Here is a 22916-nt window from a genome sequence, read left to right as displayed (position 1 = left end):
GGACACCGGCGGCCATGAGTCGCGCGGCGGCGGGCGGACGGCCGGGAGCGCAGGCCCGGGAGCCCGGAGCGAACAGCACGTGGCGCAAGGCCGAGAGCCCAGAGCGAAGAGGAGCTGGACGTGAGCGAGAGCAGCGCGGGGGCCGTCGCGAGTGCGGCCTCGGCCGCCGCCTCCGCCGGGAACTGGCGCAAGGCCGGTGTCGCCGGTGCCGCGATAGGTGTCGTGGCCGCGGGCGCCGCCGCCGGAGTCGCCATAGAGCGGCTGACGGTCGGCCGCAACATGCGCAGGAAGGCCCGCCTCGCGCTCGACTCGGCGGGTCCGTACGGCGCGCTGCGCGGCACCCCCGGCAAGGCGTACGCCGACGACGGCACCGAGCTCTACTACGAGGTCGACGACCCCGAGCCGGAGGCCCCGCTCGCCCCGCGCCGCCGTCGGCTCTTCGGCCGCAAGGCCCCGGCGCCCGTCACCGTCGTCTTCAGCCACGGCTACTGCCTCAACCAGGACTCCTGGCACTTCCAGCGCGCCGCCCTGCGCGGTGTCGTACGGACCGTGCACTGGGACCAGCGCAGCCACGGACGGTCCGGGCGGGGTACCGCCCAGCTGGAGGATCGCACCCCGGTCACCATCGACCAGCTCGGCCGCGACCTGAAGGCCGTCATCGACGCGGCCGTGCCCGAGGGCCCGATCGTGCTCGTCGGGCACTCCATGGGCGGCATGACCGTCATGGCCCTCGCCGACCAGTACCCCGAGCTGATCCGCGACCGGGTCGTCGCGGTCGCCCTGGTGGGAACGTCGTCGGGACGGCTCGGAGAGGTCAACTTCGGACTGCCGCTCGCCGGCGTCAACGCCGTACGGCGGGTGCTGCCGGGTGTGCTGCGCGCGCTCGGGCAGCAGGCCGCGCTGGTGGAGCGGGGACGGCGGGCGACGGCCGACCTGTTCGCCGGGGTCATCAAGCGGTACTCGTTCGCGGGCCGGGACGTCGATCCCGCCGTGGAGCGCTTCGCGGAGCGGATGATCGAGGGCACCCCGATCGACGTGGTCGCCGAGTTCTACCCGGCGTTCACCGACCACGACAAGACCGAGGCGCTCGCCCGCTTCGCCGACCTGCCCGTCCTCGTCCTCGCCGGGGTCAAGGACCTGGTGACGCCGAGCGAGCACAGCGAGGCCATCGCCGATCTGCTGCCGGACGCCGAGCTGGTCCTCGTGCCCGACGCGGGGCACCTGGTGATGCTGGAGCACCCCGAGGTCGTCATAGACCGCCTTGCCGACCTGCTGATGCGCGCGGGTGCCGTCCCGGCAGGGGCTACCGTGGGTGGCTATGGAAGCACCAGCAGCACCGCACAACCCGGCTGAGCCCGCGCAGCACGGAGTCAGCGTGCAGATCACCGTCAGCTCCCCCGAACAGATGCAGGAGCTGGGCCGCCGGCTCGCCAAGCTGCTGCGCCCGGCTGACCTCGTGATGCTCAACGGCGAGCTCGGCGCGGGCAAGACCACGCTGACCCGCGGTCTGGGCGAGGGGCTCGGTGTCCGGGGCGCGGTCACCTCCCCGACCTTCGTCATCGCCCGCGTCCACCCGTCGCTGGGCGACGGACCCCCGCTCGTGCACGTGGACGCGTACCGCCTCGGCGGCGGGCTCGACGAGATGGAGGACCTGGACCTCGACGTCTCGCTGTCCGACTCGGTGATCGTCGTGGAGTGGGGCGAGGGCAAGGTCGAGGAGCTGACCGACGACCGTCTGCACGTCGTCATCCACCGCGCCGTCGGCGACACCACCGACGAGGTCCGGCACGTGACGGTGACGGGCCTGGGCGGCCGCTGGGCGCCGGTGGACCTGAGCGTGCTCGCGTCCTGACCGCCGGGCCCCTGGGCTGTGCCTGGTCCGCCCCTCGACGGCAGCGGTGCCGGTGAACGTTCCGACAAGACGTCGGCAAGATATTGCGTTCGGTGTCCCGGGCATGGTGACATGGAGCAAGACCGTAGTTAGGGCTGCCTAACCACGCGTGCCGCCGAAGCCCCAGGAGGCGTCCATGTCGGCTTCAGAACGTGACGTGCCGGCTGAGCCGCGCGTGGTGGCCGGGGTGTCGATGCGGGACCTGCTGGCGTCGTGCGCCGCGGCCGAGGCGGTGTCCCGCCCGCCGAGGGAGCCGGAGCCGCTTCCCGAGGTTCCGGTGACCGGACAGCCCCGCAAGGCCGCTTGACGTCCCACGAAAGGGTTGTTCTGCGCGGTCCTTCGCCGAGGGCCCGCCGACGCCCCACCACAGGCGGCGCGGGGCGACCGTGACGGCCCGCGATCGGGCCCGTGGCCGGCGGGCGGTCCGCGCACCGGTCCGGCGGTCCGCCTCCTGGGTCAGCGGATGACGACGACCTTCACGCCGATCGTCGCGAACGACCACATCGCGTCACCGTCCGCACGGGTCTCGCGGATGCCGCCGAGTTTCTTGGTGGGGTCCGGGGCTTCCGTCGACCCGTTCACCGCCGCGCTGAAGCCGATGGCGATGCCGTCGATCAGGTGGAACCGCACGACGTGCTCGATCTGCGCGCCGTCCGATCCGGAGACCGCCCGCGCCCGTGAGGTGACGGCGTAGCTGCCCGCGGCCGGGTCCAGCGTCCCGGGCGTCACCTTGAAGGTGCGCCGGACCTTGTTGTTCGCGCCGACCAGCCAGACCCGGTCGTCGTCGGTCGAGTACACGACCCGCTCGCCCCGGCCGGACTGCGCGGGCAGGGCCGCCGGGTTCTTCTTGTCGCGGGGGGCCTTCGAGGTGGCGGCCTTGGGGGAGGCGCCGGCCTGCGGCTTGCCCAGGGTGTCCGGCACGCTCGCGGACGCCTGGTAGGCGAGGAAGCCGACTGCGGCGACCGCCGCCACGGTGAGCCCGGCCACGAATCCCGAGCTGCTCCTAGCCACCTTGTGTGCCCACCTCTCGTACTTCGTACGTCCTTGCTGTGACGGTAGCAGCAGGGGAGCGGGAGACCGGGGCGGCCGTACGTCCGGCTCGGGCGCCGTAGGCTGTTTGCGTGCTCTTGCTCGCTCTGGATACCGCCACCCCCGCCGTGACCGTCGCGCTGCACGACGGCACGTCCGTCATCGCCTCGTCGAGCCAGGTCGACGCGCGCCGCCACGGGGAGCTGCTCCTCCCGGCCGTGGACCGCGTGCTCGCCGCGGCGGGTCACCGCCTCGACGCCGTCACCGGCATCGTCGTCGGCGTGGGCCCCGGCCCGTACACCGGTCTTCGCGTCGGCCTGATGACCGCCGACACCTTCGGACTCGCGCTCGGCGTGCCGGTGCACGGCGTGTGCACCCTCGACGCGCTCGCGTACGCGGCCGACATCGACGGCCCCTTCGTCGCGGCGACGGACGCCCGCCGCAAGGAGGTCTACTGGGCGCGCTACGCCGACCGGCGCACCCGCGTCACCGACCCGGCCGTGGACCGTCCCGGCGACCTGGACGTCGGCGGGCTGCCCGCCGTCGGAGCGGGTGCGCTGCTCTACCCCGACACGTTCCCGGACGCGCACGCGCCCGAGCACGTCTCGGCGGCGGCGATGGCCTCGCTGGCCGCGGAACGGCTCGCCGCCGGCGTCGAACTGGAGGCGCCCCGGCCGCTCTACCTGCGCCGGCCGGACGCCCAGGTGCCCAAGAACTACAAGGTGGTCACCCCCAAGTGACCGACCACCCGTCTCCTGGAAGCCGCCCTCCGGCCACGCCGTCGCCCGGCGGGGCCGACGTGCGCGAGATGCGCTGGTGGGACATCGATCCCGTACTGGAACTGGAGAAGGACCTCTTCCCCGAGGACACCTGGTCCCGGGGCATGTTCTGGTCCGAGCTGGCCCACGCGCGCGGGCCCGAGGCGACGCGTCGGTACGTCGTGGCCCTCGACGGGGAGCGGCTCGTCGGGTACGCCGGACTCGCCGCCGCGGGCGACCTGGGCGACGTGCAGACCATCGCCGTCGCCCGCGACCAGTGGGGCACCGGGCTCGGCGCCCGGCTGCTCACCGAGCTGCTGCGCGCCGCGACCGCGTTCGAGTGCGCCCAGGTGATGCTCGAATGCCGCGTGGACAACGTCCGCGCGCAGAAGCTCTACGAGCGCTTCGGCTTCGAAGCCATCGGCGTCCGGCGCGGCTACTACCAGCCGGGGAACGTCGACGCCCTGGTCATGCGCCTCAACACGGCTGCGGACAGTGGCCCGGGAGCAGGCTCCCCCTCAGCAAACGGCGGACAAGGAACAGAGAGCAATGGCTGACGAACCACTCGTCCTCGGTATCGAGACCTCCTGCGACGAGACCGGCGTCGGCATCGTCCGCGGCACGACCCTGCTCGCGGACGCGATCGCGTCCAGCGTCGACGAGCACGCCCGGTTCGGCGGGGTCGTGCCCGAGGTCGCCTCCCGGGCCCATCTGGAGGCGATGGTGCCGACCATCGACCGCGCGCTGAAGGAGGCGGGCGTCAGCGCCCGTGACCTCGACGGCATCGCGGTGACCGCGGGTCCCGGCCTTGCCGGTGCGCTGCTCGTCGGCGTCTCCGCGGCGAAGGCGTACGCGTACGCGCTCGGCAAGCCGCTGTACGGCGTCAACCACCTCGCCTCCCACATCTGTGTGGACCAGCTGGAGCACGGTGCGCTGCCGGAGCCGACCATGGCGCTCCTCGTCTCCGGCGGGCACTCCTCGCTGCTGCTGTCCTCGGACATCACGTCCGACGTGCGGCCGATGGGCGCGACCATCGACGACGCCGCGGGGGAGGCGTTCGACAAGATCGCGCGCGTGCTGAACCTCGGCTTCCCGGGTGGCCCGGTCATCGACCGGTACGCCAAGGAGGGCGACCCGCAGGCGATCGCGTTCCCGCGCGGGCTCTCCGGGCCCCGCGATCCCGCGTACGACTTCTCGTTCTCCGGTCTGAAGACCGCCGTGGCCCGCTGGATCGAGGCGCGGCGGGCGGCGGGGGAGGAGGTGCCGGTGCGTGATGTGGCGGCGTCCTTCCAGGAGGCGGTCGTGGACGTGTTGACCCGCAAGGCCGTACGGGCCTGCAAGGACGAGGGCGTCGACCACCTCATGATCGGCGGCGGGGTGGCCGCCAACTCGCGGCTGCGGGCGCTCGCCGCGGAGCGCTGCGAGGCGGCCGGGATCCGGCTGCGGGTGCCGCGGCCCAAGCTGTGCACGGACAACGGCGCCATGGTGGCCGCCCTCGGTGCGGAGATGGTGGCGCGCAACCGGGCCGCCTCCGACTGGGACCTGTCCGCCGACTCGTCCCTCCCGGTGACGGACCCGCACGTGCCCGGCCAGGCCCACTCCCACTCCCACGACCACGTGCACGAGGTCAGCAAGGAGAACCTGTACTCGTGACCGTCGCCCTGATGTGGGAGGCACGGGCCGTGGCGGGGCGCGGGGAGGACCTGCTCGCCTGGGTGCGGGCGCAGGAACTGTCCGGCGCGCCGCTGCGCCGGGAGACCCTGCGGGCTCCCCAGGACCGGGTGCTCGTCATCACCTGGTGGGACGCCGCGTACGACGCGGAGCTGCCGGAACTGCCCGAGCCTGAAGGCGAGTTGGTGACCCGGGCGGTGCACCGGTGGAGGTTCGAGGCGGTGTCCTGAGCGCGTTCCGCGGGGGGAGTCCCGGACGGTGTCCGGGAGGGGTGCCTCGGGGTCGGCCGGTCCGGGCTTCCCGTGGACCATTGTTTTCCGGAAGACTCCTGCAAAGTTTCGCCTGCGCGTATGGAACCGTAGGGGGCGACCTGACACGTCGACGGAGGTGGGCGCAGTGGCCCGGGAGAGCATCAGGAACAAGGTGACGATCACCGAGATCGCCCGGCAGGCCGGGGTCTCGGTGCCCACCGTGTCGCGTGTCGTCAACGGCCGCTCGGACGTGTCCCCGGAGACCCGGGCCCGGATCGAGGACCTGCTGCGGCACCACGGCTACCGGCGCAAGCCGTCCGCGCCGGGGAACCGGGCAGCCCTCATCGACCTCGTCTTCAACGACCTGGACAGCCCCTGGGCGGTGGAGATCATCCGAGGGGTCGAGGACGTCGCGCACGCCGCGGGCGTGGGCACGGTGGTCTCCGCGATCCACGGCGCCTCGGGCTCCGCCCGGCAGTGGATGACCAATCTGCGCGCCCGCGCCTCGGACGGCGTGATCCTGGTGACCTCCGTCCTCGAACCGCGGCTGCACGAGGAGCTGCGGCGCCTCGGCGTGCCGCTCGTCGTCATCGACCCCGCGGGGTCGCCGTCCCTGGACGAGCCCACCGTCGGTGCCACCAACTGGGCCGGCGGCATGGCCGCCACGGAGCATCTGCTCGGCCTCGGCCACCGCAGGATCGGCTTCGTCGCCGGGCCCCCGCGGCTGCTCTGCTCGCGGGCCCGCCTCGACGGCTACCGGGCGGCGCTGGAGGGTGCCGGCGTCGAGGTCGACGACGCCCTGATCGTGCCGGGTGACTTCTACCACCAGGCCGGTTTCGACGGCTGCAACACCCTGCTCGACCTGGCCGAACCGCCGACCGCGCTGTTCGCCGCCAGCGACCAGATGGCGCTCGGTGCGATCGAGGCGCTGCGTCGCCGCGGGCTGCGGGTGCCCGAGGACATGAGCGTCGTCGGGTTCGACGACCTGCCCGAGGTCCGCTGGTCGGCGCCGCCGCTGACGACCGTGCGCCAGCCGCTGGCCGACATGGGCAAGCTGGCCACGCGCACGGTGCTGCGGCTCGCGCTCGGCGAGGAGCCGGCGTCGCCCCGGGTGGAGCTCGCGACCGAGCTGGTCGTGCGGGCGAGCACGGCGGCGCCGGCCGTCTGAGACGGTCGCCCGTCGTCGTTCGAGGGGCACGCGGGCGCGCCGGTCCGGGTCTTCGCCGCCGCGTGCCGCCCCGGCGCAGGCGGGCCTGACCCGCGGTCGCCCGCGGCCTTCCGGTGGGCCGTGCCCGGGCTCGCCCGCGCCCTTCCGGTCAGCCCCTCCCCGGTCGGCCCGCGTCCTTTCGGCGAGCGGGTCGGCCCACGCCCTCCGACGAGTCGCCCCGGGGCTCGTCCGCATCCCGTGGCGAGCCTCCGCCGTGGCCGCCGGCGCTCCATTCGGCGGGCCGTTCCCCGAGGTCGGAGAGAGGTCCGGGGCCCGCCGACTCCCATATTTGTCAGGAGCGTTGACATACCTGTCGCGCGCCCGTAACTTCCGTGCGCACTCGACCGATAATTTTCGGCTCTCTTCCGGAAGGTATGCGATGCGAGCGTTGGGCAACACCTCTCTCTCCCGCCGCGGGTTCATGGCGGCCTCAGCGGCGACCGGGCTGGGTGCGGCCGCCCTGAGCGCGTGCGGCTCCTCCGACAGCGGGAACAGCTCGGGCAAGACCACCATCGAGTGGTGGAACATCACCACCACCCAGCCCGCGAAGAAGCTGTGGGCCCAGCGCGCCAGGGAGTTCGAGGCGGCGCACCCCGACGTGAAGGTCAAGGTCGTCACGCTGGAGAACGAGGCGTACAAGTCGAAGATGACCGCGCTGACCACCTCGGGGAAGCTGCCGGACATCTTCCACACCTGGGGCGGCGGCGTCCTCCAGCAGCAGATCGACGCGGGCCTGGTCGAGGACCTGACCGAGAAGGTGGCCCCCTGGACGAAGCAGTACGTGCCCGCCGCCCTGGCGGCCTACCGCTTCGAGGACAAGACGTACGCCGTCCCGTTCGACATCGGCATGGTCGGCTTCTGGTACAACAAGGCGCTCTTCGCCAAGGCCAAGATCACCACTCCGCCCACCACCTGGTCCGCCTACCTCGACGCCGTCAAGGCCCTGAAGAGCGCGGGGATCACGCCCATCGCCCTGGCCGGCAAGGAGAAGTGGCCCGGCATGTACTACTGGGCGTACCTCGCGATGCGGGTCGCCGGACTCGACGCGATGCAGAAGGCCGCGACCGACGCCGACTTCACCGGTGAGGGCTTCGTCAAGGCGGGCGAACACCTCAAGGAACTCGTCGCCCTCGAACCGTTCCAGAAGGGCTTCCTCGGCGCGGCCTACTCCACGCCCAACGGCGAGGCGGCCGCGATGGGCAACGGCAAGGCGGCCATGGAACTGATGGGCCAGTGGGCGCCCGTCGTCGAGAGCGACGCCGGCAAGGGCATCGGCAAGGACCTCGGCTTCTTCTCGTTCCCCGCCGTCGAGGGCGGACAGGGCGCGCTCACCGAGGTGTTCGGCGGAGGCGGCGGCCACGCGGTGCGCAAGGGAGCGCCGGACGCGGCGGTGGAGTTCCTGAAGTTCTTCGCCGAGAAGGAGTTCGCCGCCAAGCTGGTCAAGGACACCGGACTGATCCCGGTGTCCAAGGACGTGCGCTCCGCGCTGACCGACGCGAACCTCACCGCCGTGTCCGACGCGTTGAACTCGGCCACCGGTTTCCAGCTCTACCTCGACCAGGCGTACGCCCCTGCCGTCGGCCAGGAGATCAACGACAGCGTCGCCGCACTCATCGCGGGCTCCAAGTCCCCGCAGCAGGTGACCCGTTCGGTCACCGAGGTGGCCAAGAGCGAGAAGAGCTAGCGGCCGGCGATGACGCATTCGACGACATCGACCCCGTATGCGCCCGAGCTCGGCAAGGTGCCGGAGCCGGGGTCCGTGCCCGCGGCTGCCGGGCCGCGCAGGCCCGTGCTGCGCCGCCTGGGCGACTGGCTCTCGGCGGTCGTCTTCACGGTCCCCGCGCTCGCCCTGTTCGGCCTCCTGGTGCTGGTGCCGATGGGCTACGCGTTCTACGTCAGCTTCTTCGACTGGGGCGGATTCGGTTCACCCACGGACGTCACGGGGTTCGGCAACTACACCCGGCTGTTCGAGGACCCGGTGTTCCTCGGGGACCTGTGGCGCGGCGGGCTGCTGATCGGCTTCTCCATAGCCCTCCAGCTGCCGTTCGCGCTCGCCATGGCCGTGCTGCTCAACCAGGAGCTGCGCGGCCGGGCCGTCTACCGGATGCTGTTCTTCGCCCCGTACATCCTGTCCGAGGTCATCACCGGCGTGCTGTTCGGCATGATCTTCGCGCCGGGGGACGGACTCGCCGACCGGCTGCTCGGCGCGGTGGGGCTCGACGGCCTCGGCGGGGAGTGGTTCGCGGGACAGCACACGGTCCTGCCCACGCTCTTCCTCGTCATGACGTGGAAGTACTTCGGCTTCCACATGATGCTCTACCTGGCCGGCCTCCAGGGCATCCCGGCCGAGCTGTACGAGGCCGCCCGCATCGACGGCGCCGGCACCTGGCAGCGCTTCCGCCACATCACGCTGCCGCTGCTCGCGCCGACCCTGCGGATCAGCGCGTTCCTCTCCGTCATCTTCTCCATCCAGCTCTTCGACCTGGTCTGGGTGATCACCACGGGCGGCCCCGACCATGCCTCCGAGACGATGGCGATCAGCATGGTCCAGTACGGCTTCAAGCGCTATCAGATGGGCTATGCGAGCGCCATCAGCGTCGTGATGTTCCTCATCAGTCTGGTCTTCGCCCTCGCCTACCAGCGCTTCGTGCTGCGCCGTGACACCGAAGGAGCCCTCACCACCATGCGAGCCAACCGATGAGCGGCGCGACGGGTGTCCCGAAGAGCATCGTGCGCCGGCGCAGGCTGCGCATCCTCCCCGTGTACGTGATCCTCTGGGTGGTCGGCGTCTTCATGGTCACCCCGCTCCTGTACACGCTGGTCTCCGGTTTCAAGTCGACCGAACAGCTCTCCAGCAACCCGTTCGGGCTGCCGTCGCCCTGGGTGACCTCGAACTACACGTCCCTGCTCGGCTCGGGCGCGTTCTGGCGGTCCGTGGGCAGCAGCACGGTGATCGCCGTGGGCGCCACGCTGCTCACCGTGGCGACCGCCGCGCTCGCCGCGTTCGCGCTGGCCCGGTTCGCCTTCCGCGGGCGGGAGCTGGTGTTCACGCTGTTCACCATGGGCCTGATGTTCCCGTTCGCGGTGGCGATCCTGCCGCTGTTCATCCTGCTGCGCACCTTCGGGCTCCTCGACAACCCCTGGGGCGTGATCCTGCCGGAGGCGGCCTTCGGGCTGCCGGTGACGATCATCATCCTGCGCGGATTCTTCCGGGAGATACCCGGCGAGCTGGAGGAGGCCGCGACCCTCGACGGCTGCTCCCGCTTCGGCTTCTTCTGGCGCATCCTGCTGCCGCTGGCCCGGCCCGCGCTCGGCACGGTCTCCGTCCTCGCCATCGTCAGCAGCTGGAACCAGTTCCTGCTCCCGCTGCTCGTCTTCAGCGAGCCCACCTGGTGGACGATCCCCGTCGGCATCCAGCAGTTCCAGGGCCAGTACGCCTCGGACGTGGCCCGCATCTTCGCGTACCTGGTGCTCGCCATGGCACCCGCCCTCGCCTTCTACGCGGTCGCCGAACGCCAGTTGATCGGCGGCATCACGCTCGGCGCGACCAAGGGATAGGGCCCGCCCCGCGGTGCACGCCCGTCCGGGCGGGCCCCGGCGGACCGTTCCGTCGCCGAACCACTTCACCGACGTGAGGAGTTACATGACCCACCCCTGGCAGGATCCCGCTCTGCCCGCCGACGTCCGTGCCGCCGACCTGCTCGCCCGGATGACCCCGCGCGAGCGGATCGCCCAGCTCTACAGCGTCTGGCCCGGCTCCGACGAGACGCCCGGAGGGGACATGGCGCCGCTCCAGCACGCCCTGTCCGAGGACATCGACCTGGCGGAACTCCTCCCCGACGGGCTGGGCCAGCTCACCCGCCCCTTCGGCACCGCCCCCGTCGACCCCGCGGAGGGCACCGCCCGGCTGGCCTCCCTCCAGGAACGCATCCGGTCGGCCAACCGCTTCCGGCTGCCCGCGCTCGCCCACGAGGAGTGCCTCACCGGCTTCACCGCCTGGCGGGCCACCGTCTTCCCCACCCCGCTCGCCTGGGGTGCCGCCTTCGACCCCGCCCTGGTCCGGGAGATGGCCTCGGCGATCGGCGCCTCCATGCGCTCGGTCGGCGTGCACCAGGGCCTCGCCCCCGTGCTCGACGTCGTGCGCGACCCCCGCTGGGGCCGCACCGAGGAGTCGATCGGCGAGGACCCGTACCTCGTCGCGACCATCGGCACCGCCTACGTCCAGGGCCTGGAGTCGGCGGGCGTCGTCGCCACCCTCAAGCACTTCGCCGGGTACTCGGCCTCGCGCGCGGGCCGCAACCACGCGCCCGCGTCGATCGGCCCGCGCGAGCTCGCCGACGTCATCCTGCCCCCGTTCGAGATGGCCGTGCGGGAGGGCGGCGCCCGCTCGGTGATGGCCGCGTACAACGACCTCGACGGACTGCCCGCGCACGCCCACCATCGGCTGCTCACCGAACTGCTCCGCGAGGAATGGCAGTTCACCGGCACGGTGGTCGCCGACTACTTCGGCGTCTCCTTCCTGGAGTCGACGCACGCGATCACCGACTCCCCGGCCGGGGCCGCGGCGCTGGCCCTCGCCGCGGGCGTGGACGTGGAACTGCCCGCGGTGCGCTGCTACGGCGCCGGGCCGCTCGACGAGGAGCTCGTGGACCGGGCCGCGCTGCGGGTGCTGACCCAGAAGTGCGAGCTCGGCCTGCTGGACCCCGACTGGTCGTCGCCCGCCACGGACTCCGCGGCCGTGGACCTCGACCCGCCCCACATGCGGGCGCTCGCGCGGCAGCTGGCCGAGGAGTCGGTCACCCTGCTGGCCAACGGCGGGGTGCTGCCGCTCGCACCGGGCACCGGGCGGATCGCCGTGCTCGGCCCGCTCGCCGACGACGCGGCGGCCCTCCTCGGCTGCTACACCTTCCCCCGTCACGTGCTGCTCGACCACCCCGACGTGCCGATGGGCGTCGAGGTGCCCACGCTGCTCGAAGCGCTGCGCGCGGAGCTGCCGGACACCGAGTTCACCGAGGACCCGGTCGCGGCCGACGTGTGTGTCGTCGCCGTCGGCGACCGCTCCGGGTTGTTCGGACGCGGCACGTCGGGCGAGGGCTGCGACGCGGCCGACCTGGAACTGCCCGACGGACAGGGCGAGGTGGTGGAGAAGGCGCTGGCGTCGGGGACCCCGGTCGTGCTGGTCGTGCTCTCCGGGCGCCCGTACGCGCTCGGCCGCTGGGCCGACCGGTGCGCGGCGGTGGTGCAGGCATTCTTCGCGGGCCAGGCGGGCGGCTCGGCCGTCGCCGGTGTGCTGTCCGGACGCGTCAACCCCTCGGGGCGGCTCCCGGTGAGCGTGCCCCGCGACCCCGGCGGGCAGCCGGGCACGTATCTGGCACCGCCGCTGGGCCGCCGGGGCGAGGCGAGCAGCCTCGACCCCACCCCGCTGTTCCCGTTCGGGCACGGCCTGTCGTACACGTCCTGGGACTGGCAGCCGCCGACGGTCGACGACCGTTCGTTCCCGACGGACGGCGTGACGACGCTGCGGCTGACCGTCCGCAACACGGGGGAGCGGGCCGGCACGGAGGTCGTCCAGCTGTATCTCCACGACCCGGTCGGCAAGGTGGCGCGGCCCGTGGTCCGGCTGATCGGTTACGCGCGGGTGCCGCTGGAGGCGGGCACGTCGGCGGAGGTGCACTTCACCGTGCCGGCGGACCTGGCCGCCTACACCGGCCCTGACGGCGACCGGATCGTCGAACCCGGGGCGCTGGAACTGCGGTTGGCGGTGTCCGGCGCGGACGAGGGGGTGCGCTGGACGGTGCCGGTGACACTGACCGGACCCGAGCGGGTGGTGGGGCCCGGACGACGGATGCGGAGCGAGGTGCGCGTGAAGTGAGGCGGCGGGACGAGCTCCGACTCTTTCGCGCCAACAGCCGATCGTTCTGTCGGCGCATGGCGCGCACAGGAGGGTCGGAGCGCGGGTGGGCGGGGCTACGATCCCGCCCATGAATCCCGCGAAGCCGCCGCGAACCCCGGGAACACGCACGTCGACGCGTCCGCCCGCGCAGACCGCGACGCTCGCCGAGATCGCCCGCGAGGCCGGCGTGTCCGCGCCGACCGTTTCGAAGGTGCTCAACGGCCGCGCGGACGTGGCCCCCGGGACGCGTACGCGCGTGGAGGCGCTGCTGCGTTCGTACGGCTACCGGCGGCGCCGGGCCGAGGCGACCCGCTCGCCCCTCATCGACCTGGTCTTCCACGAGCTGGAGAGCGCCTGGGCGATGGAGGTGATCCGGGGCGTCGAGAACGTCGCCCGGGACGAGGGGCTGAGCGTCGTCCTCTCCGAGAGCGCGGGCCGGCTGACCCCCGGACGCACCTGGGCGGACCAGGTCGCCGCCCGTCGCCCGCACGGCGTGGTCCTCGTGCTCTCCGGCCTCGACGAGTCCGGGCAGGCGCTGCTGACCAGCAGGTCCATCCCGTTCGTGGTGATGGACCCGGCCGGCGACCCCGGCGACGACGTGCCGTCCGTCGGGGCCACCAACTGGCACGGCGGCCTGGCCGCCACCCGTCACCTCGTCGAGCTGGGCCACACCCGGATCGGCGCGATCAGCGGGCCCACACGCATGATGTGCAGCCGCGCCCGCGTCGACGGGTACCGGGCCGCGCTGGAGACGGCGGGGCTGCCGTCCGACCCGGCCCTGATCCGGCCGGGCACCTTCCACCACGACAGCGGCTACCGGGCGGGCCTCGAACTGCTGCGCCTCCCGGACCGGCCCACCGCCGTCTTCGCGGGCAACGACCTCCAGGCGCTCGGACTGTACGAGGCCGCGCGCGAGCTCGGGCTGCGCATCCCCGGGGACCTGAGCGTCGTCGGGTTCGACGACCTGCCGGTGGCCCGCTGGGTCGGCCCGCCGCTGACGACGGTACGGCAGCCGCTCACCGAGATGGCCGAGGCGGCGGCGCGGCTGGTGCTCCAACTGGGCCGCGAGGAACGGCCGCCGTCGGCGACACGCGTGGAACTGGCCACGAGCCTCGTGGTGCGCAGCAGCACCGGCGCGCCTCCGGCGTAGCGGGGACGTCCGGCGGCCGACCCGTACGGCGGCTGCCGTGCCGCACGGCGGTGGCTCCGCGCGGCGAGGAAGGCGATACAGGCGTGACGGATGTCTTGACGAGTTATGGGAGCGCTCCCATACTGCTCCGCAGTCAATCGGTTGAACGACCGAAACTTTCGGAGGCACCCGCCATGAGAACCTCCAGAACATCCTTAGGGAAACGACTCTCGGCCTTGTTCACGGGCGCCGCGGCCGTGGCCGCCCTGCTCGCCGCCGGGACGACCGCCCACGCCGCCGACACCCCGCTGCGCGACCTGGCCGCGGCCAAGGGCAAGGTCATCGGCACCGCGGTCACCGGATCCAGACTCACCGGCACCTACGGCGACATCGCCGGCGGCCAGTTCAACTCGCTGACCCCGGGCAACGCCATGAAATGGGGCTCGGTCGAGCCCACCCGGGGCAGCTTCAACTGGTCCGAGGCCGACCAGATCGTCGCCTTCGCCCAGGCCCACAACCAGCAGGTGCGCGGGCACACCCTCGTCTGGCACAGCCAGAACCCGAGCTGGCTGACGAACGGCACCTGGACGCAGGCGCAGCTCAGCAGCCTGCTCCAGGACCACATCACCACCGAAGTCACCCGGTACAAGGGCAAGCTGGCGGCCTGGGACGTGGTGAACGAGCCGTTCAACGAGGACGGCACCTACCGCTCGACGCTCTGGTACAACGGCCTCGGTGCCGACTACATCGCCCAGGCGCTGACCTGGGCGCACGCCGCCGACCCGAGCGCCAAGCTCTACATCAACGACTACAACGTCGAGGGCGTCAACGCGAAGAGCACCGCCCTCTACAACCTGGTCAAGTCGCTGAAGGACCGCGGCGTCCCGATCGACGGCGTCGGCCTCCAGGCCCACCTGATCCTCGGCCAGGTCCCGGGCACGCTCCAGCAGAACATCCAGCGCTTCGCCGACCTCGGCGTCGACGTCGCGGTCACCGAGCTGGACATCCGTATGCAACTCCCCGCCGACAGCTCGAAGCTGGCGCAGCAGGCCGCCGACTACAAGGCCGTGTTCGACGCGTGCGTCGCGGTCACCCGGTGCGCCGGTGTCACCGTCTGGGGCTTCACGGACTCCGACTCCTGGATCCCGGACGTCTTCCCGGGCTACGGCGCGGCGACCCCGTACGACGAGAACTACGCCCCGAAACCGGCGTACTCCGCGATCGCGACCGCGCTGGGCGGGACGTCGACGCCGCCTCCCACCGGCGCGTGCACCGCGACGTACGGCGTCACGAGCCAGTGGAACACGGGCTTCACGGGCCAGGTGACGATCGCCTGCTCCGGGGCCGCGCTGTCGTCGTGGAAGGTGAACTGGACGTACGGCGCGGGCCAGCGGATCACCCAGGCCTGGAACGCCACCTGCACGCAGACGGGTGCGGCCGTCAGCTGCTCCAACGCCTCCTACAACGGGACCGTACCCAGCGGCGGTTCGGTGACCTTCGGCTTCAACGCCTCGTGGAGCGGGAGCAATCCGGCCCCGACGGTGACCCTGGGCTGAGCCCGCACCGCGATCGCTGAGGTACGCCTGAGAAGTCTGAGAATTTCCGAAGGAAACCCGAGAACAGGTTCCTGCTCGTCATAATTCGGACTTACGTTCCTCTGCGTGACGGGTGAGGACGAGCACGGGGACGACCGCGAGGGCGTCGCGGGACACGGCGGCCGGCGGCGCCTGCTGAAGGCGGTCGGCGCCGTTCTCGCCGGCGTCCTCGTGCTCTGCGCGTCCGGTGCCGGCTGGGCGTACTGGCATCTCGACCACAACATCAAGAGCGTCGACATCGACAGCGCGCTCGGCGACGACCGGCCGGCCCGGGCGGTGCCGACGCCGAGCGCGTCCGCCATCGGGTCCGCTTCCGCCTCCGCCGCCCCGCTGCCGAGCGGCGCGCTGACCATCCTGGTCCTCGGCTCCGACTCCCGCAGCGGCGAGCGCAACGAGAAGCTCGGCGGCGGTGACAGCGGCGGGGCGCGCTCCGACACGGCGATGGTCGTCCACCTCGACGAGGGTCGCAGGCACGCGACGGTGGTGAGCATCCCCCGGGACACCCTGGTGACCCGTCCGTCGTGCCCGACGCCGTCCGGGGGGACCACGGCGGTGGCGCACGGAGTGATGTTCAACAGCGCCTACGCGGTGGGCGGTCCGGTCTGCGCGGTGAAGACGGTCGAGTCCATGACCGGCATCCGCATGGACCACTACGTCGAGATCGACTTCGCCGGTTTCGCGGACCTGGTCGACGCGCTCGGCGGTGTCACCGTCACGACCGACGAGGACATCGACGACGACCTGAGCCATCTGCATCTGGCGGCCGGCGAGCACCACCTCGACGGCACGCGGGCGCTGGCACTGGCCCGGACGCGCCACGGCATCGGAGACGGCAGCGACCTCGGGCGCATAGGCCTCCAGCAGAAGCTGGTGAAGGCGCTGCTGGCGCGGATCTCGGCCACCGACCTGCTCGCCGACCCGGCCAGGCTCTACAAGGTCGCGGACGCGGTGACCGGGAGCCTGACGACGGACACCGGACTCGACTCGCTGGGCGAGCTGTCGAGACTCGGCCGGAGCCTGAAGGGCCTGTCGTCCGACGCCGTCGAGACGGTGATGATGCCGGTGGTGACCGCACCCACGGACCACAACCGGGTGGTGGCCCGGGAACCGGCGGCCACCGAGCTGTGGAAGTCGCTCAGGTGACGCCGGGGCGATCAGCCGGCACCCACCCGTTCGCACCCTGCTGACCTGCGAAAACGGCATCGGTGGAAGAAACTTCGAAGAAATTCCGCAGCGGTGTCGATACGGGCGTGCCCCGTTCGACGCATGGGTGAGAGGCGGGGAGGAGCTCCGCCTCCGACGCACAAGAGTCACGGATACGAGGAGTCACCATGCCGCGTTACCTGTCGCTGGTCCAGATCGACGAGAGCACCGCGCCCGCCGAGGGCCCGAGCCCCGAACTGATGCAGCGGATGGGCGAGCTCATCGAGGAGATCACGAAGGCCGGGGTCATGCTCGACACCGCCGGGCTGACGCCCAGCGCCCAGGGCAAAAGGGTGCACTGGCAGAGCGGGCAGCTGTCCGTCACCGACGGGCCCTTCACCGAGTCCAAGGAGGTCGTCGGCGGCTACGCGCTCATGCAGTGCAAGGACATGGCCGAGGCCCTGGAGTGGACCAAGCGGTTCCTGAAGGTGCACGAGGAGCACTGGACGGTGACCTGTGAGGTCCGGGAGATCGCGGAGGGCTGACCGGGAGCACGGCCGGGGCCCCGCCCCGGCCGCCCGGGCTCCCGCCGGGCCCTGGGGACGGCCCGGCCCTGGGGACCGCTTTGCCCGGCCGCCCGGAGGGTGTCTGATGGTGGGCTGTGGAAGAGCAGCCCACCATCACCGCAGCCGGGTCCGACCGCAGCGCCCAGGAAACCGTCGAGACGATCTTCCGGATCGAGTCGCCGCGCATCATCGCCGGCGTCGCCCGGATCGTCCGGGACGTCGGCATCGCCGAGGAACTCGCCCAGGACGCACTGGTCGCGGCCCTGGAGCAGTGGCCGCGCGACGGTGTGCCCGACAATCCGGGCGCCTGGCTGACGGCCACGGCCAAGCACCGCGCCATCGACCTCGTACGCCGCCGGGAGCGGTACGCGCGCAAGCTGGAGGAGGTCGGCCGGGACCTCTCGCTGTCCGCGCCGCACCACGTCGACGAACCCTCCGACCCGGACGACATCGACGACGACCTGCTCCGCCTCGTCTTCACCGCATGCCATCCGGTCCTCTCCGCCGAGGCCCGTATCGCGCTCACCCTGCGTCTCCTGGGCGGCCTGACGACCGCCGAGATCGCCCGTGCCTACCTCACGTCCGAGGCGACGGTCGCCCAGCGCATCGTGCGCGCCAAGCGGACGCTGGCGGCGAAGGGCGTCGCCTTCGAGGTCCCGTACGGCCCCGAACGGGAGGCCCGGCTGGGGTCGGTCCTGGAGATCATCTACCTGGTCTTCAACGAGGGCTACGCGGCCACGGCGGGCGACGACCTGCTGCGCCCCGCCCTGTGCGAGGACGCCCTGCGGCTGGCGCGCGTGCTCGCCGAGCTGATGCCCAAGGAGCCCGAGGTGCACGCGCTCGCCGCCCTGCTGGAGCTCCAGGCGTCCCGCACACCCGCCCGTACCTCCGTCTCGGGCGAACCGGTCCTGCTCAGGGACCAGAACCGCCGCCGCTGGAACCGCATGCTGATCCGCCGCGGCTTCACCGCGCTGGGCCGGGCCAACGCCGTGGCCGTGGGCAGCCCGGGCCCGTACGCGCTCCAGGCCGCCATCGCCGCCTGCCACGCGCAGGCGTACGCGTACGAGGACACGGACTGGGGACAGATCGCCACCCTCTACGCCCTGCTGGCGGCCCGTACGCCGTCCCCGGTGGTCGAGCTGAACCGTGCCGTCGCCGTCTCGATGGCCGAGGGGCCCGGCCCCGCCCTGGAGATCGTCGACGCCCTCTGCGGTGAACCCGCCCTGCGCGACTACCACTTGCTGCCCAGCGTGCGCGGCGATCTGCTGGCCCGGCTCGGCCGCACGGAGCAGGCGCGGGCGGAGTTCGAGCGGGCGGCCGCGCTGGCGCGCAACGAACGGGAGCGGGAGCTGCTGGCGGCCCGGGCACGTGAGCTGGGCGGGGCGTGAGCGTTCCCGCCGTAACTCCATTCCCAAGGTGATCAGCGACGGCTTACAGTTGCGCCGCTGCCGTACACGGGCGTGACGCTCTTCGTTCGCCCCGAAGACCCCTGAGGGACACGGTCCGGCAGCCCATCGCTACCTGGGGGGTACACCCATGAGGACTTCCGCGCGCCACAGACTCGTGGCGCTCACCGCGGTGACGGCGCTCGCCGCCGGCACCGCGACCGCGCTGGCGCCCGGAGCGGCGGCCGACGTCACCGGATGGCCGGCGACCGACGGCAGGATCGCCGTGGCCGGCGACGGCATCATGTCGGTGGACGTCACCGGCAACGACGAGAAGCGCATCTCCAACGGCTCCGACGACGAGTCGCCCGCGTGGTCGCCCGACGGCAGCCGCGTGGTCTTCGAGGACGCCGGATCACTGCAGACCATCGGCGTCACCGGCAGCACCCGGACGACGGTCTACGAAGGTGCCGACAGCGGCCCCTCGGCGTCGCACCCGACGTACTGGACCTACGGCCGCGAGATCGTCTACTCCGCGGCGAGCAAGCTGTACTCCATTCCCGCCGACGGCGGCACCCCGGTCCGGCTGTCGGCCTCCGGCGGATGCGACACCCTGCCGAGCGGCGACGCGGTCGGAAGACGTCTCGTCTTCCAGCGCAACGGCGGCTCGTGCACCACCAAGACGCCGTCGGTCGTGCTCTACGACGCGGCGACGAAGACGCAGACCACGCTCGTCGCGAACGGCGGCTCGCCCGCCCTCTCGCCCGACGGCACCAAGGTCGCGTTCGTGCGCGCCGTCGACGGTCACCGCCAGCTGTTCTCCGTCAACACCGACGGCACGGGCGAGCGCCGCCTGACCGACGACGACGGCGACTACGACACCCCCTCCTGGGCGCCCGCGAGCGACCGGCTCGTCGTGCACTTCGACCGGCCCACCAGCGGCGGCCGCCAGGAGAGCAACGTCGTCATGACGATCACCGCGGACGCGGTGACGGAGGGCGAGCCCTTCCCGTGGGGCGGCCGTTCGCCCGCCTGGCAGCCGCTCCGCAAGAACACCGTCGTCCGGGTCTGGGGTGCCGACGTCTACGGCAGCAACATCGCCGGCTCCCGCTGGACCTGGAACACGGTCGGCCAGAGCGAGGCGGGGCTGATGAACGCCTCGTCCGCCGTCCTGGTCTCCCGGGACAGCCAGTCGTACGCGCTCACGGCGCCCGCCCTCGCGGGCAAGAAGCACGGACCGGTCCTGCTGACGCCCTCGACCTCGGTCTCCTCGGCCGTGCAGGCGGAGCTGAAGCGCGTGCTCAAGCCCGGCGCCACGGTCTACCTGGTCGGTGGCACGTCGATCCTCAGCAGCGCGGTCGCCTCGAAGGTCTCCGCGCTGGGCTTCACCCCGAAGCGGCTGGCGGGGACCTCGCGCTACTCGACCTCGGTCGCCGTCGCGAAGTCCGTCACCAGCGCTCCCCAGTACGTGTTCCTGGCGACCGGCACCGACTACCACTCGGCGCTCGCCGCCGCGTCCGCCGCGGGCTCCCTCGGGACCGGCGGCAAGGCCGTCGTCGTGCTCAACGACGGGAACTCGCTGACCTCGTCGGTGAAGTCGTACCTGAACGGCCTCGACCCGGACGACACCTACATGATCCCGGTCGGCGCCTCGGCGAAGTACGCGCTCACCCACACGTCCTTCTCCAACTGGCCCTCCCGGTACACCTACTACCCGGTGACCGCGTCCACCAACGAGGGCACCGCGGCCGCGCTGGCCGCGATGTGGTGGCGCGCGCCGAGCAGCGCGGCGCTGGCGTCCACGGACAGCTGGCGCGGCGGTGCCACCGCGGGCGCCGCGATGAACGTGTTCGGGCCGCTGCTGTGGACGGACGTCACCGCCCTCTCCGCCGACACCAGGTCCTACCTGGTCAAGGGCGCCGCGAACCTGGGCGGTCTGGCGGTCTTCGGCGGCACCGGCTCGGTGTCGACGGCGGCACTGAACTCCGCGGGCGCGGCGATCAGCGCGAGCGGCAGCCAGTGGACGTACATGCCGGACTACAACGGCCTCGCCCCGCAGGCGAGTTCGTTCTCCTCGGCCACGGTCGGCGGGCCGGCCGCGGGTGCTCCGACGGTGCGCACCGGCACGGCGCCGCAACCTGTCGCCGCGCCGGACCTCGCTCCGCTCAGCAGCCGCCACCAGCAGTAGGCGGCCGGGCGGGTGCCCCCACCAGCATGGTCGGGGCACCCGCCACCCGCGTCAGGAACACCGTCGCGGAAGCGGGCCCCTGCGGCTTCACCTTCCGCCGCAGCTCCTCCGGCTCGACGGCCGAGCCCCGCTTCTTGACCGTCAGCACACCGACCTCGCGCTCCCGCAGCAACGCCTTCAGGCGCTTGACGTTGAAGGGCAGCAGGTCGGTGATCTCGTAGGCGGAGGCGTACGGCGTCGGGCGCAGCTCGTCCGCCGTGACGTAGGCGATGGTCTCGTCGATCAGGCCGCCGTCGAGGTCCTCGGCCACCTCCGCGACCAGGTGTGCGCGGATGACGGCGCCGTCGGGCTCGTACAGGTAGCGGCCGACCGGACGCACAGCGGGATCGGGCAGGCCCCGTCCGCGCAGTTCGCGCGGGCCGGGCAGCAGGGTGGCCCGCACCAGCCCCGGCTCGGTGCCGAACCACAGCACCGCCTCCTTCACGTCCCCGCCGTCGGAGATCCACTCGGCCTCGGCCTCGGCGGGCACCGTCTCGTGCGGGATGCCGGGGGCGATCTTCAAGGCGGCCAGCGGCGCCTTCGTCGCGGTCTCGACCGCCCAGGACAGCGGCGGCGAGTAGGCCTCCGGGTCGAAGATCCGGCCCCGGCCGCCACGCCGTGCCGGGTCCACGAAGACCGCCTCGTACGCGGAGGTGTCGACGGCGGTGACATCCGCCTCGCTCACCTCGATCAGCTCCGAGAGCCCCAGCGCGTCCGCGTTCGCGCGGGCGACCGCCGCGGTCAGCGGGTCGCGGTCGACGGCGAGGACCCGGATGCCGGCGCGGGCCAGCGCGATCGCGTCGCCGCCGATCCCGCAGCACAGGTCGGCCACGGAGCGGATGCCCAGCTCCTGGAACCGCCGCGCGCGGTGGGCCGCCACGCTCGTCCGCGTCGACTGCTCGACCCCGTTCGGGGTGAAGAACATCCGCTCCGCGTCCTCGGCTCCGAACTTCGCCGTGGCCCGCTGCCGCAGCCGCTCCTGCCCGAGGGCGGCGGAGACCAGCTCGGCCGGGTGCTCGCGGCGCAGCCGGGTGGCCACGGCCAGTTCCCGCGCCGGTTCGGTGCCGCGGACCTCGTCGAGCAGGGCGCGGCCCTCGGGGGTGAGGAGGGAGGCGAAGGAGACGTCGTTCACCGGCCCATTGTGGGCCAGTCGGTGGATGCTGCGCGTCCGGCAGTGGGGCCGCGGTGGTGTCGGGGCCTCGTGAGCGGCTCGCGCTGGGAAGATCCCGCACCATGCGATCAGTGCGACAAAACGATAAAAACGCCGCAATGTGGGCCGGTGTTCGCGGCGGTCTTGCCGTGCTCGCCCTCACCGCTCTCGCCTCCGGCTGCTCCGGCGAGGAATCCGGCGTCAAGGGGACCCCCGGCCAGCCGAAGGTCAAGGCGTCCCCTGCCGCCGGCTCCTATGCCGACCGGGTGAGCAACACCCAGGCCGAGCGCGTCGCCGCCGCCGCGCGCTGGGGCCTGGACAGGGCGCCGCTCGTGCCCCCGGCGCCGCCCGCCACGAAGCCGGTGATCAAGGCCCGTGACGGGTTCGAGGTCGACGGCCAGGAGGAGGAGGGACTGCCCCCGGTCTTCACCACCGTCCCCACCAAGGACAAGGTCGTCTTCCTCACCATCGACGACGGCGAGGAGAAGGACCCGAAGTTCCTGCGGATGATGAGCGACCTGAAGATCCCGTACACCGCCTTCCTCAGCAACTACCTGATCAAGGACGACTACGGGTACTTCCGCGAGATGCGCGACCGTGGTGTCAGCCTCAACAATCACACGCTGCACCACCCGTACCTCCCCGGGCTGTCGTACGACGAGCAGACGGAGGAGATCTGCGGCATGCAGGCCATCATGACGAAGCAGTTCGGCAAGCGCCCGACGCTCTTCCGGCCGCCCTACGGCAACTACAACGGCGACACCCTGCGCGCCGCCAAGTCCTGCGGCATCAAGTACGCCCCGATCTGGGACGAGGAGGTCTACGTCGACCACTGGGAGTACCGCGAGGACGACCGCGACCTGCACCCCGGCGACATCGTCCTGACCCACTTCCGGGGCCGCGCCGACTGGGACGGCACGATGACCGACATGGTCCGCCGCTTCCTGAAGAAGGTCACGGACAAGGGGTACGCGGTGGCGCGCCTGGAGGACTACCTGTGAGGCTCCGGGCGCGGCGCCCG

21 protein-coding genes are annotated in these 22916 nt (G+C 72.3%); 19 read left to right on the top strand and 2 right to left on the bottom strand.

Translation table 11 applies throughout. The features are described from left to right. Positions 1-120: 120 nt before the first annotated feature. The 3 genes from ACZ4IF_RS33135 (at position 121) to ACZ4IF_RS33125 (ending at position 2198) form a co-directional block, all read left to right on the top strand. The gene (locus ACZ4IF_RS33135; protein ID WP_467569589.1) at positions 121-1353 is read left to right on the top strand and encodes an alpha/beta fold hydrolase; all 1233 of its coding nucleotides are present in this window, start codon (positions 121-123) and stop codon (positions 1351-1353) included. Further along, positions 1319-1852, top strand: a complete 534-nt coding sequence (gene tsaE, locus ACZ4IF_RS33130) for a tRNA (adenosine(37)-N6)-threonylcarbamoyltransferase complex ATPase subunit type 1 TsaE (RefSeq protein ID WP_467569586.1) — start codon at positions 1319-1321, stop codon at positions 1850-1852. Before ACZ4IF_RS33135 ends, tsaE begins: the two co-directional genes overlap by 35 nt. Positions 1853-2027: 175 nt before the next feature. After that, positions 2028-2198: a hypothetical protein gene (locus ACZ4IF_RS33125; protein ID WP_359494261.1), complete on the top strand. Its 171-nt coding sequence runs from the start codon at positions 2028-2030 to the stop codon at positions 2196-2198. 149 nt (positions 2199-2347) lie between these two features. On the opposite strand, the gene ACZ4IF_RS33120 is transcribed toward ACZ4IF_RS33125, so the two are convergent. Next, positions 2348-2902: a hypothetical protein gene (locus tag ACZ4IF_RS33120; protein WP_467569583.1), complete on the bottom strand. Its 555-nt coding sequence runs from the start codon at positions 2900-2902 to the stop codon at positions 2348-2350. Positions 2903-3012: 110 nt separating this feature from the next. On the opposite strand from ACZ4IF_RS33120, the gene tsaB reads away from it, so the two are divergent. The 15 genes from tsaB (at position 3013) to ACZ4IF_RS33045 (ending at position 20706) form a co-directional block, all read left to right on the top strand. Next, positions 3013-3660: a tRNA (adenosine(37)-N6)-threonylcarbamoyltransferase complex dimerization subunit type 1 TsaB gene (gene tsaB, locus ACZ4IF_RS33115; protein ID WP_467569580.1), complete on the top strand. Its 648-nt coding sequence runs from the start codon at positions 3013-3015 to the stop codon at positions 3658-3660. 68 nt (positions 3661-3728) lie between these two features. Next, positions 3729-4235 carry a ribosomal protein S18-alanine N-acetyltransferase gene (gene rimI, locus ACZ4IF_RS33110; RefSeq protein ID WP_467569751.1) on the top strand — a complete coding sequence of 169 codons (507 nt, stop codon included), beginning with the start codon at positions 3729-3731 and terminating at the stop codon, positions 4233-4235. Next, a complete protein-coding gene (gene tsaD, locus ACZ4IF_RS33105) occupies positions 4228-5331 on the top strand; it encodes a tRNA (adenosine(37)-N6)-threonylcarbamoyltransferase complex transferase subunit TsaD (protein WP_359494254.1) in 1104 nt (367 codons plus the stop codon). Before rimI ends, tsaD begins: the two co-directional genes overlap by 8 nt. After that, complete coding sequence (locus tag ACZ4IF_RS33100) at positions 5328-5579, top strand: hypothetical protein (protein ID WP_467569576.1); 252 nt, start codon at positions 5328-5330, stop codon at positions 5577-5579. The genes tsaD and ACZ4IF_RS33100 overlap by 4 nt, the downstream gene beginning before the upstream one ends. A 166-nt stretch (positions 5580-5745) precedes the next feature. Further along, complete coding sequence (locus ACZ4IF_RS33095) at positions 5746-6768, top strand: LacI family DNA-binding transcriptional regulator (RefSeq protein WP_467569573.1); 1023 nt, start codon at positions 5746-5748, stop codon at positions 6766-6768. A 427-nt stretch (positions 6769-7195) separates the two neighbouring features. After that, positions 7196-8491 (top strand): extracellular solute-binding protein, encoded by a 1296-nt coding sequence (locus ACZ4IF_RS33090; protein WP_359494245.1) that lies wholly within the window; start codon positions 7196-7198, stop codon positions 8489-8491. 9 nt (positions 8492-8500) lie between these two features. After that, positions 8501-9508: a carbohydrate ABC transporter permease gene (locus ACZ4IF_RS33085; RefSeq protein WP_467569570.1), complete on the top strand. Its 1008-nt coding sequence runs from the start codon at positions 8501-8503 to the stop codon at positions 9506-9508. Then, positions 9505-10365, top strand: a complete 861-nt coding sequence (locus ACZ4IF_RS33080) for a carbohydrate ABC transporter permease (RefSeq protein ID WP_467569567.1) — start codon at positions 9505-9507, stop codon at positions 10363-10365. Before ACZ4IF_RS33085 ends, ACZ4IF_RS33080 begins: the two co-directional genes overlap by 4 nt. Before the next feature lie 85 nt (positions 10366-10450). Next, on the top strand, positions 10451-12679 hold the full coding sequence (locus ACZ4IF_RS33075) for a beta-xylosidase/alpha-l-arabinosidase (RefSeq protein WP_467569564.1): 2229 nt from the start codon (positions 10451-10453) through the stop codon (positions 12677-12679). A 109-nt stretch (positions 12680-12788) separates the two neighbouring features. Next, positions 12789-13850: a LacI family DNA-binding transcriptional regulator gene (locus tag ACZ4IF_RS33070; protein ID WP_467569561.1), complete on the top strand. Its 1062-nt coding sequence runs from the start codon at positions 12789-12791 to the stop codon at positions 13848-13850. A 173-nt stretch (positions 13851-14023) separates the two neighbouring features. Continuing rightward, positions 14024-15385, top strand: coding sequence for an endo-1,4-beta-xylanase (locus ACZ4IF_RS33065; RefSeq protein ID WP_467569559.1), 1362 nt, complete (start codon positions 14024-14026; stop codon positions 15383-15385). A 105-nt stretch (positions 15386-15490) separates the two neighbouring features. Continuing rightward, positions 15491-16567, top strand: coding sequence for an LCP family protein (locus ACZ4IF_RS33060; RefSeq protein ID WP_467569556.1), 1077 nt, complete (start codon positions 15491-15493; stop codon positions 16565-16567). Between the two features lie 188 nt (positions 16568-16755). Further along, a complete protein-coding gene (locus ACZ4IF_RS33055; RefSeq protein WP_028805410.1) occupies positions 16756-17112 on the top strand; it encodes a YciI family protein in 357 nt (118 codons plus the stop codon). Between the two features lie 116 nt (positions 17113-17228). After that, positions 17229-18521 carry an RNA polymerase sigma factor gene (locus ACZ4IF_RS33050; protein WP_467569553.1) on the top strand — a complete coding sequence of 431 codons (1293 nt, stop codon included), beginning with the start codon at positions 17229-17231 and terminating at the stop codon, positions 18519-18521. Positions 18522-18669: 148 nt separating this feature from the next. Next, positions 18670-20706: a cell wall-binding repeat-containing protein gene (locus tag ACZ4IF_RS33045; RefSeq protein ID WP_467569550.1), complete on the top strand. Its 2037-nt coding sequence runs from the start codon at positions 18670-18672 to the stop codon at positions 20704-20706. Here ACZ4IF_RS33045 and ACZ4IF_RS33040 read toward each other — a convergent pair. After that, positions 20684-21877, bottom strand: coding sequence for a THUMP-like domain-containing protein (locus ACZ4IF_RS33040; RefSeq protein WP_467569548.1), 1194 nt, complete (start codon positions 21875-21877; stop codon positions 20684-20686). The genes ACZ4IF_RS33045 and ACZ4IF_RS33040 overlap by 23 nt on opposite strands. A 137-nt stretch (positions 21878-22014) precedes the next feature. Here ACZ4IF_RS33040 and ACZ4IF_RS33035 point away from each other — a divergent pair, with 137 nt between their 5' ends. Continuing rightward, positions 22015-22896 (top strand): polysaccharide deacetylase family protein, encoded by an 882-nt coding sequence (locus ACZ4IF_RS33035; protein ID WP_467569546.1) that lies wholly within the window; start codon positions 22015-22017, stop codon positions 22894-22896. Positions 22897-22916 lie beyond the last annotated feature (20 nt).

It is taken from the genome of Streptomyces sp. NPDC025784 (genome assembly GCF_055558435.1).
Note: the sequence above shows the minus strand (reverse complement) of the source record. Positions and strands in the feature narration are given on the sequence as shown.

Bases quoted from the DNA above. Each gene is read 5' to 3' on its own strand.
- tsaE (WP_467569586.1), top strand. From the start codon at position 1,319: ATGGAAGCACCAGCAGCACCGCACAACCCGGCTGAGCCCGCGCAGCAC.
- ACZ4IF_RS33125 (WP_359494261.1), top strand. From the start codon at position 2,028: ATGTCGGCTTCAGAACGTGACGTGCCGGCTGAGCCGCGCGTGGTGGCC.
- rimI (WP_467569751.1), top strand. From the start codon at position 3,729: ATGCGCTGGTGGGACATCGATCCCGTACTGGAACTGGAGAAGGACCTC.
- tsaD (WP_359494254.1), top strand. From the start codon at position 4,228: ATGGCTGACGAACCACTCGTCCTCGGTATCGAGACCTCCTGCGACGAG.
- ACZ4IF_RS33085 (WP_467569570.1), top strand. From the start codon at position 8,501: ATGACGCATTCGACGACATCGACCCCGTATGCGCCCGAGCTCGGCAAG.
- ACZ4IF_RS33080 (WP_467569567.1), top strand. From the start codon at position 9,505: ATGAGCGGCGCGACGGGTGTCCCGAAGAGCATCGTGCGCCGGCGCAGG.
- ACZ4IF_RS33075 (WP_467569564.1), top strand. From the start codon at position 10,451: ATGACCCACCCCTGGCAGGATCCCGCTCTGCCCGCCGACGTCCGTGCC.
- ACZ4IF_RS33070 (WP_467569561.1), top strand. From the start codon at position 12,789: ATGAATCCCGCGAAGCCGCCGCGAACCCCGGGAACACGCACGTCGACG.
- ACZ4IF_RS33065 (WP_467569559.1), top strand. From the start codon at position 14,024: ATGAGAACCTCCAGAACATCCTTAGGGAAACGACTCTCGGCCTTGTTC.
- ACZ4IF_RS33055 (WP_028805410.1), top strand. From the start codon at position 16,756: ATGCCGCGTTACCTGTCGCTGGTCCAGATCGACGAGAGCACCGCGCCC.
- ACZ4IF_RS33045 (WP_467569550.1), top strand. From the start codon at position 18,670: ATGAGGACTTCCGCGCGCCACAGACTCGTGGCGCTCACCGCGGTGACG.
- ACZ4IF_RS33035 (WP_467569546.1), top strand. From the start codon at position 22,015: ATGTGGGCCGGTGTTCGCGGCGGTCTTGCCGTGCTCGCCCTCACCGCT.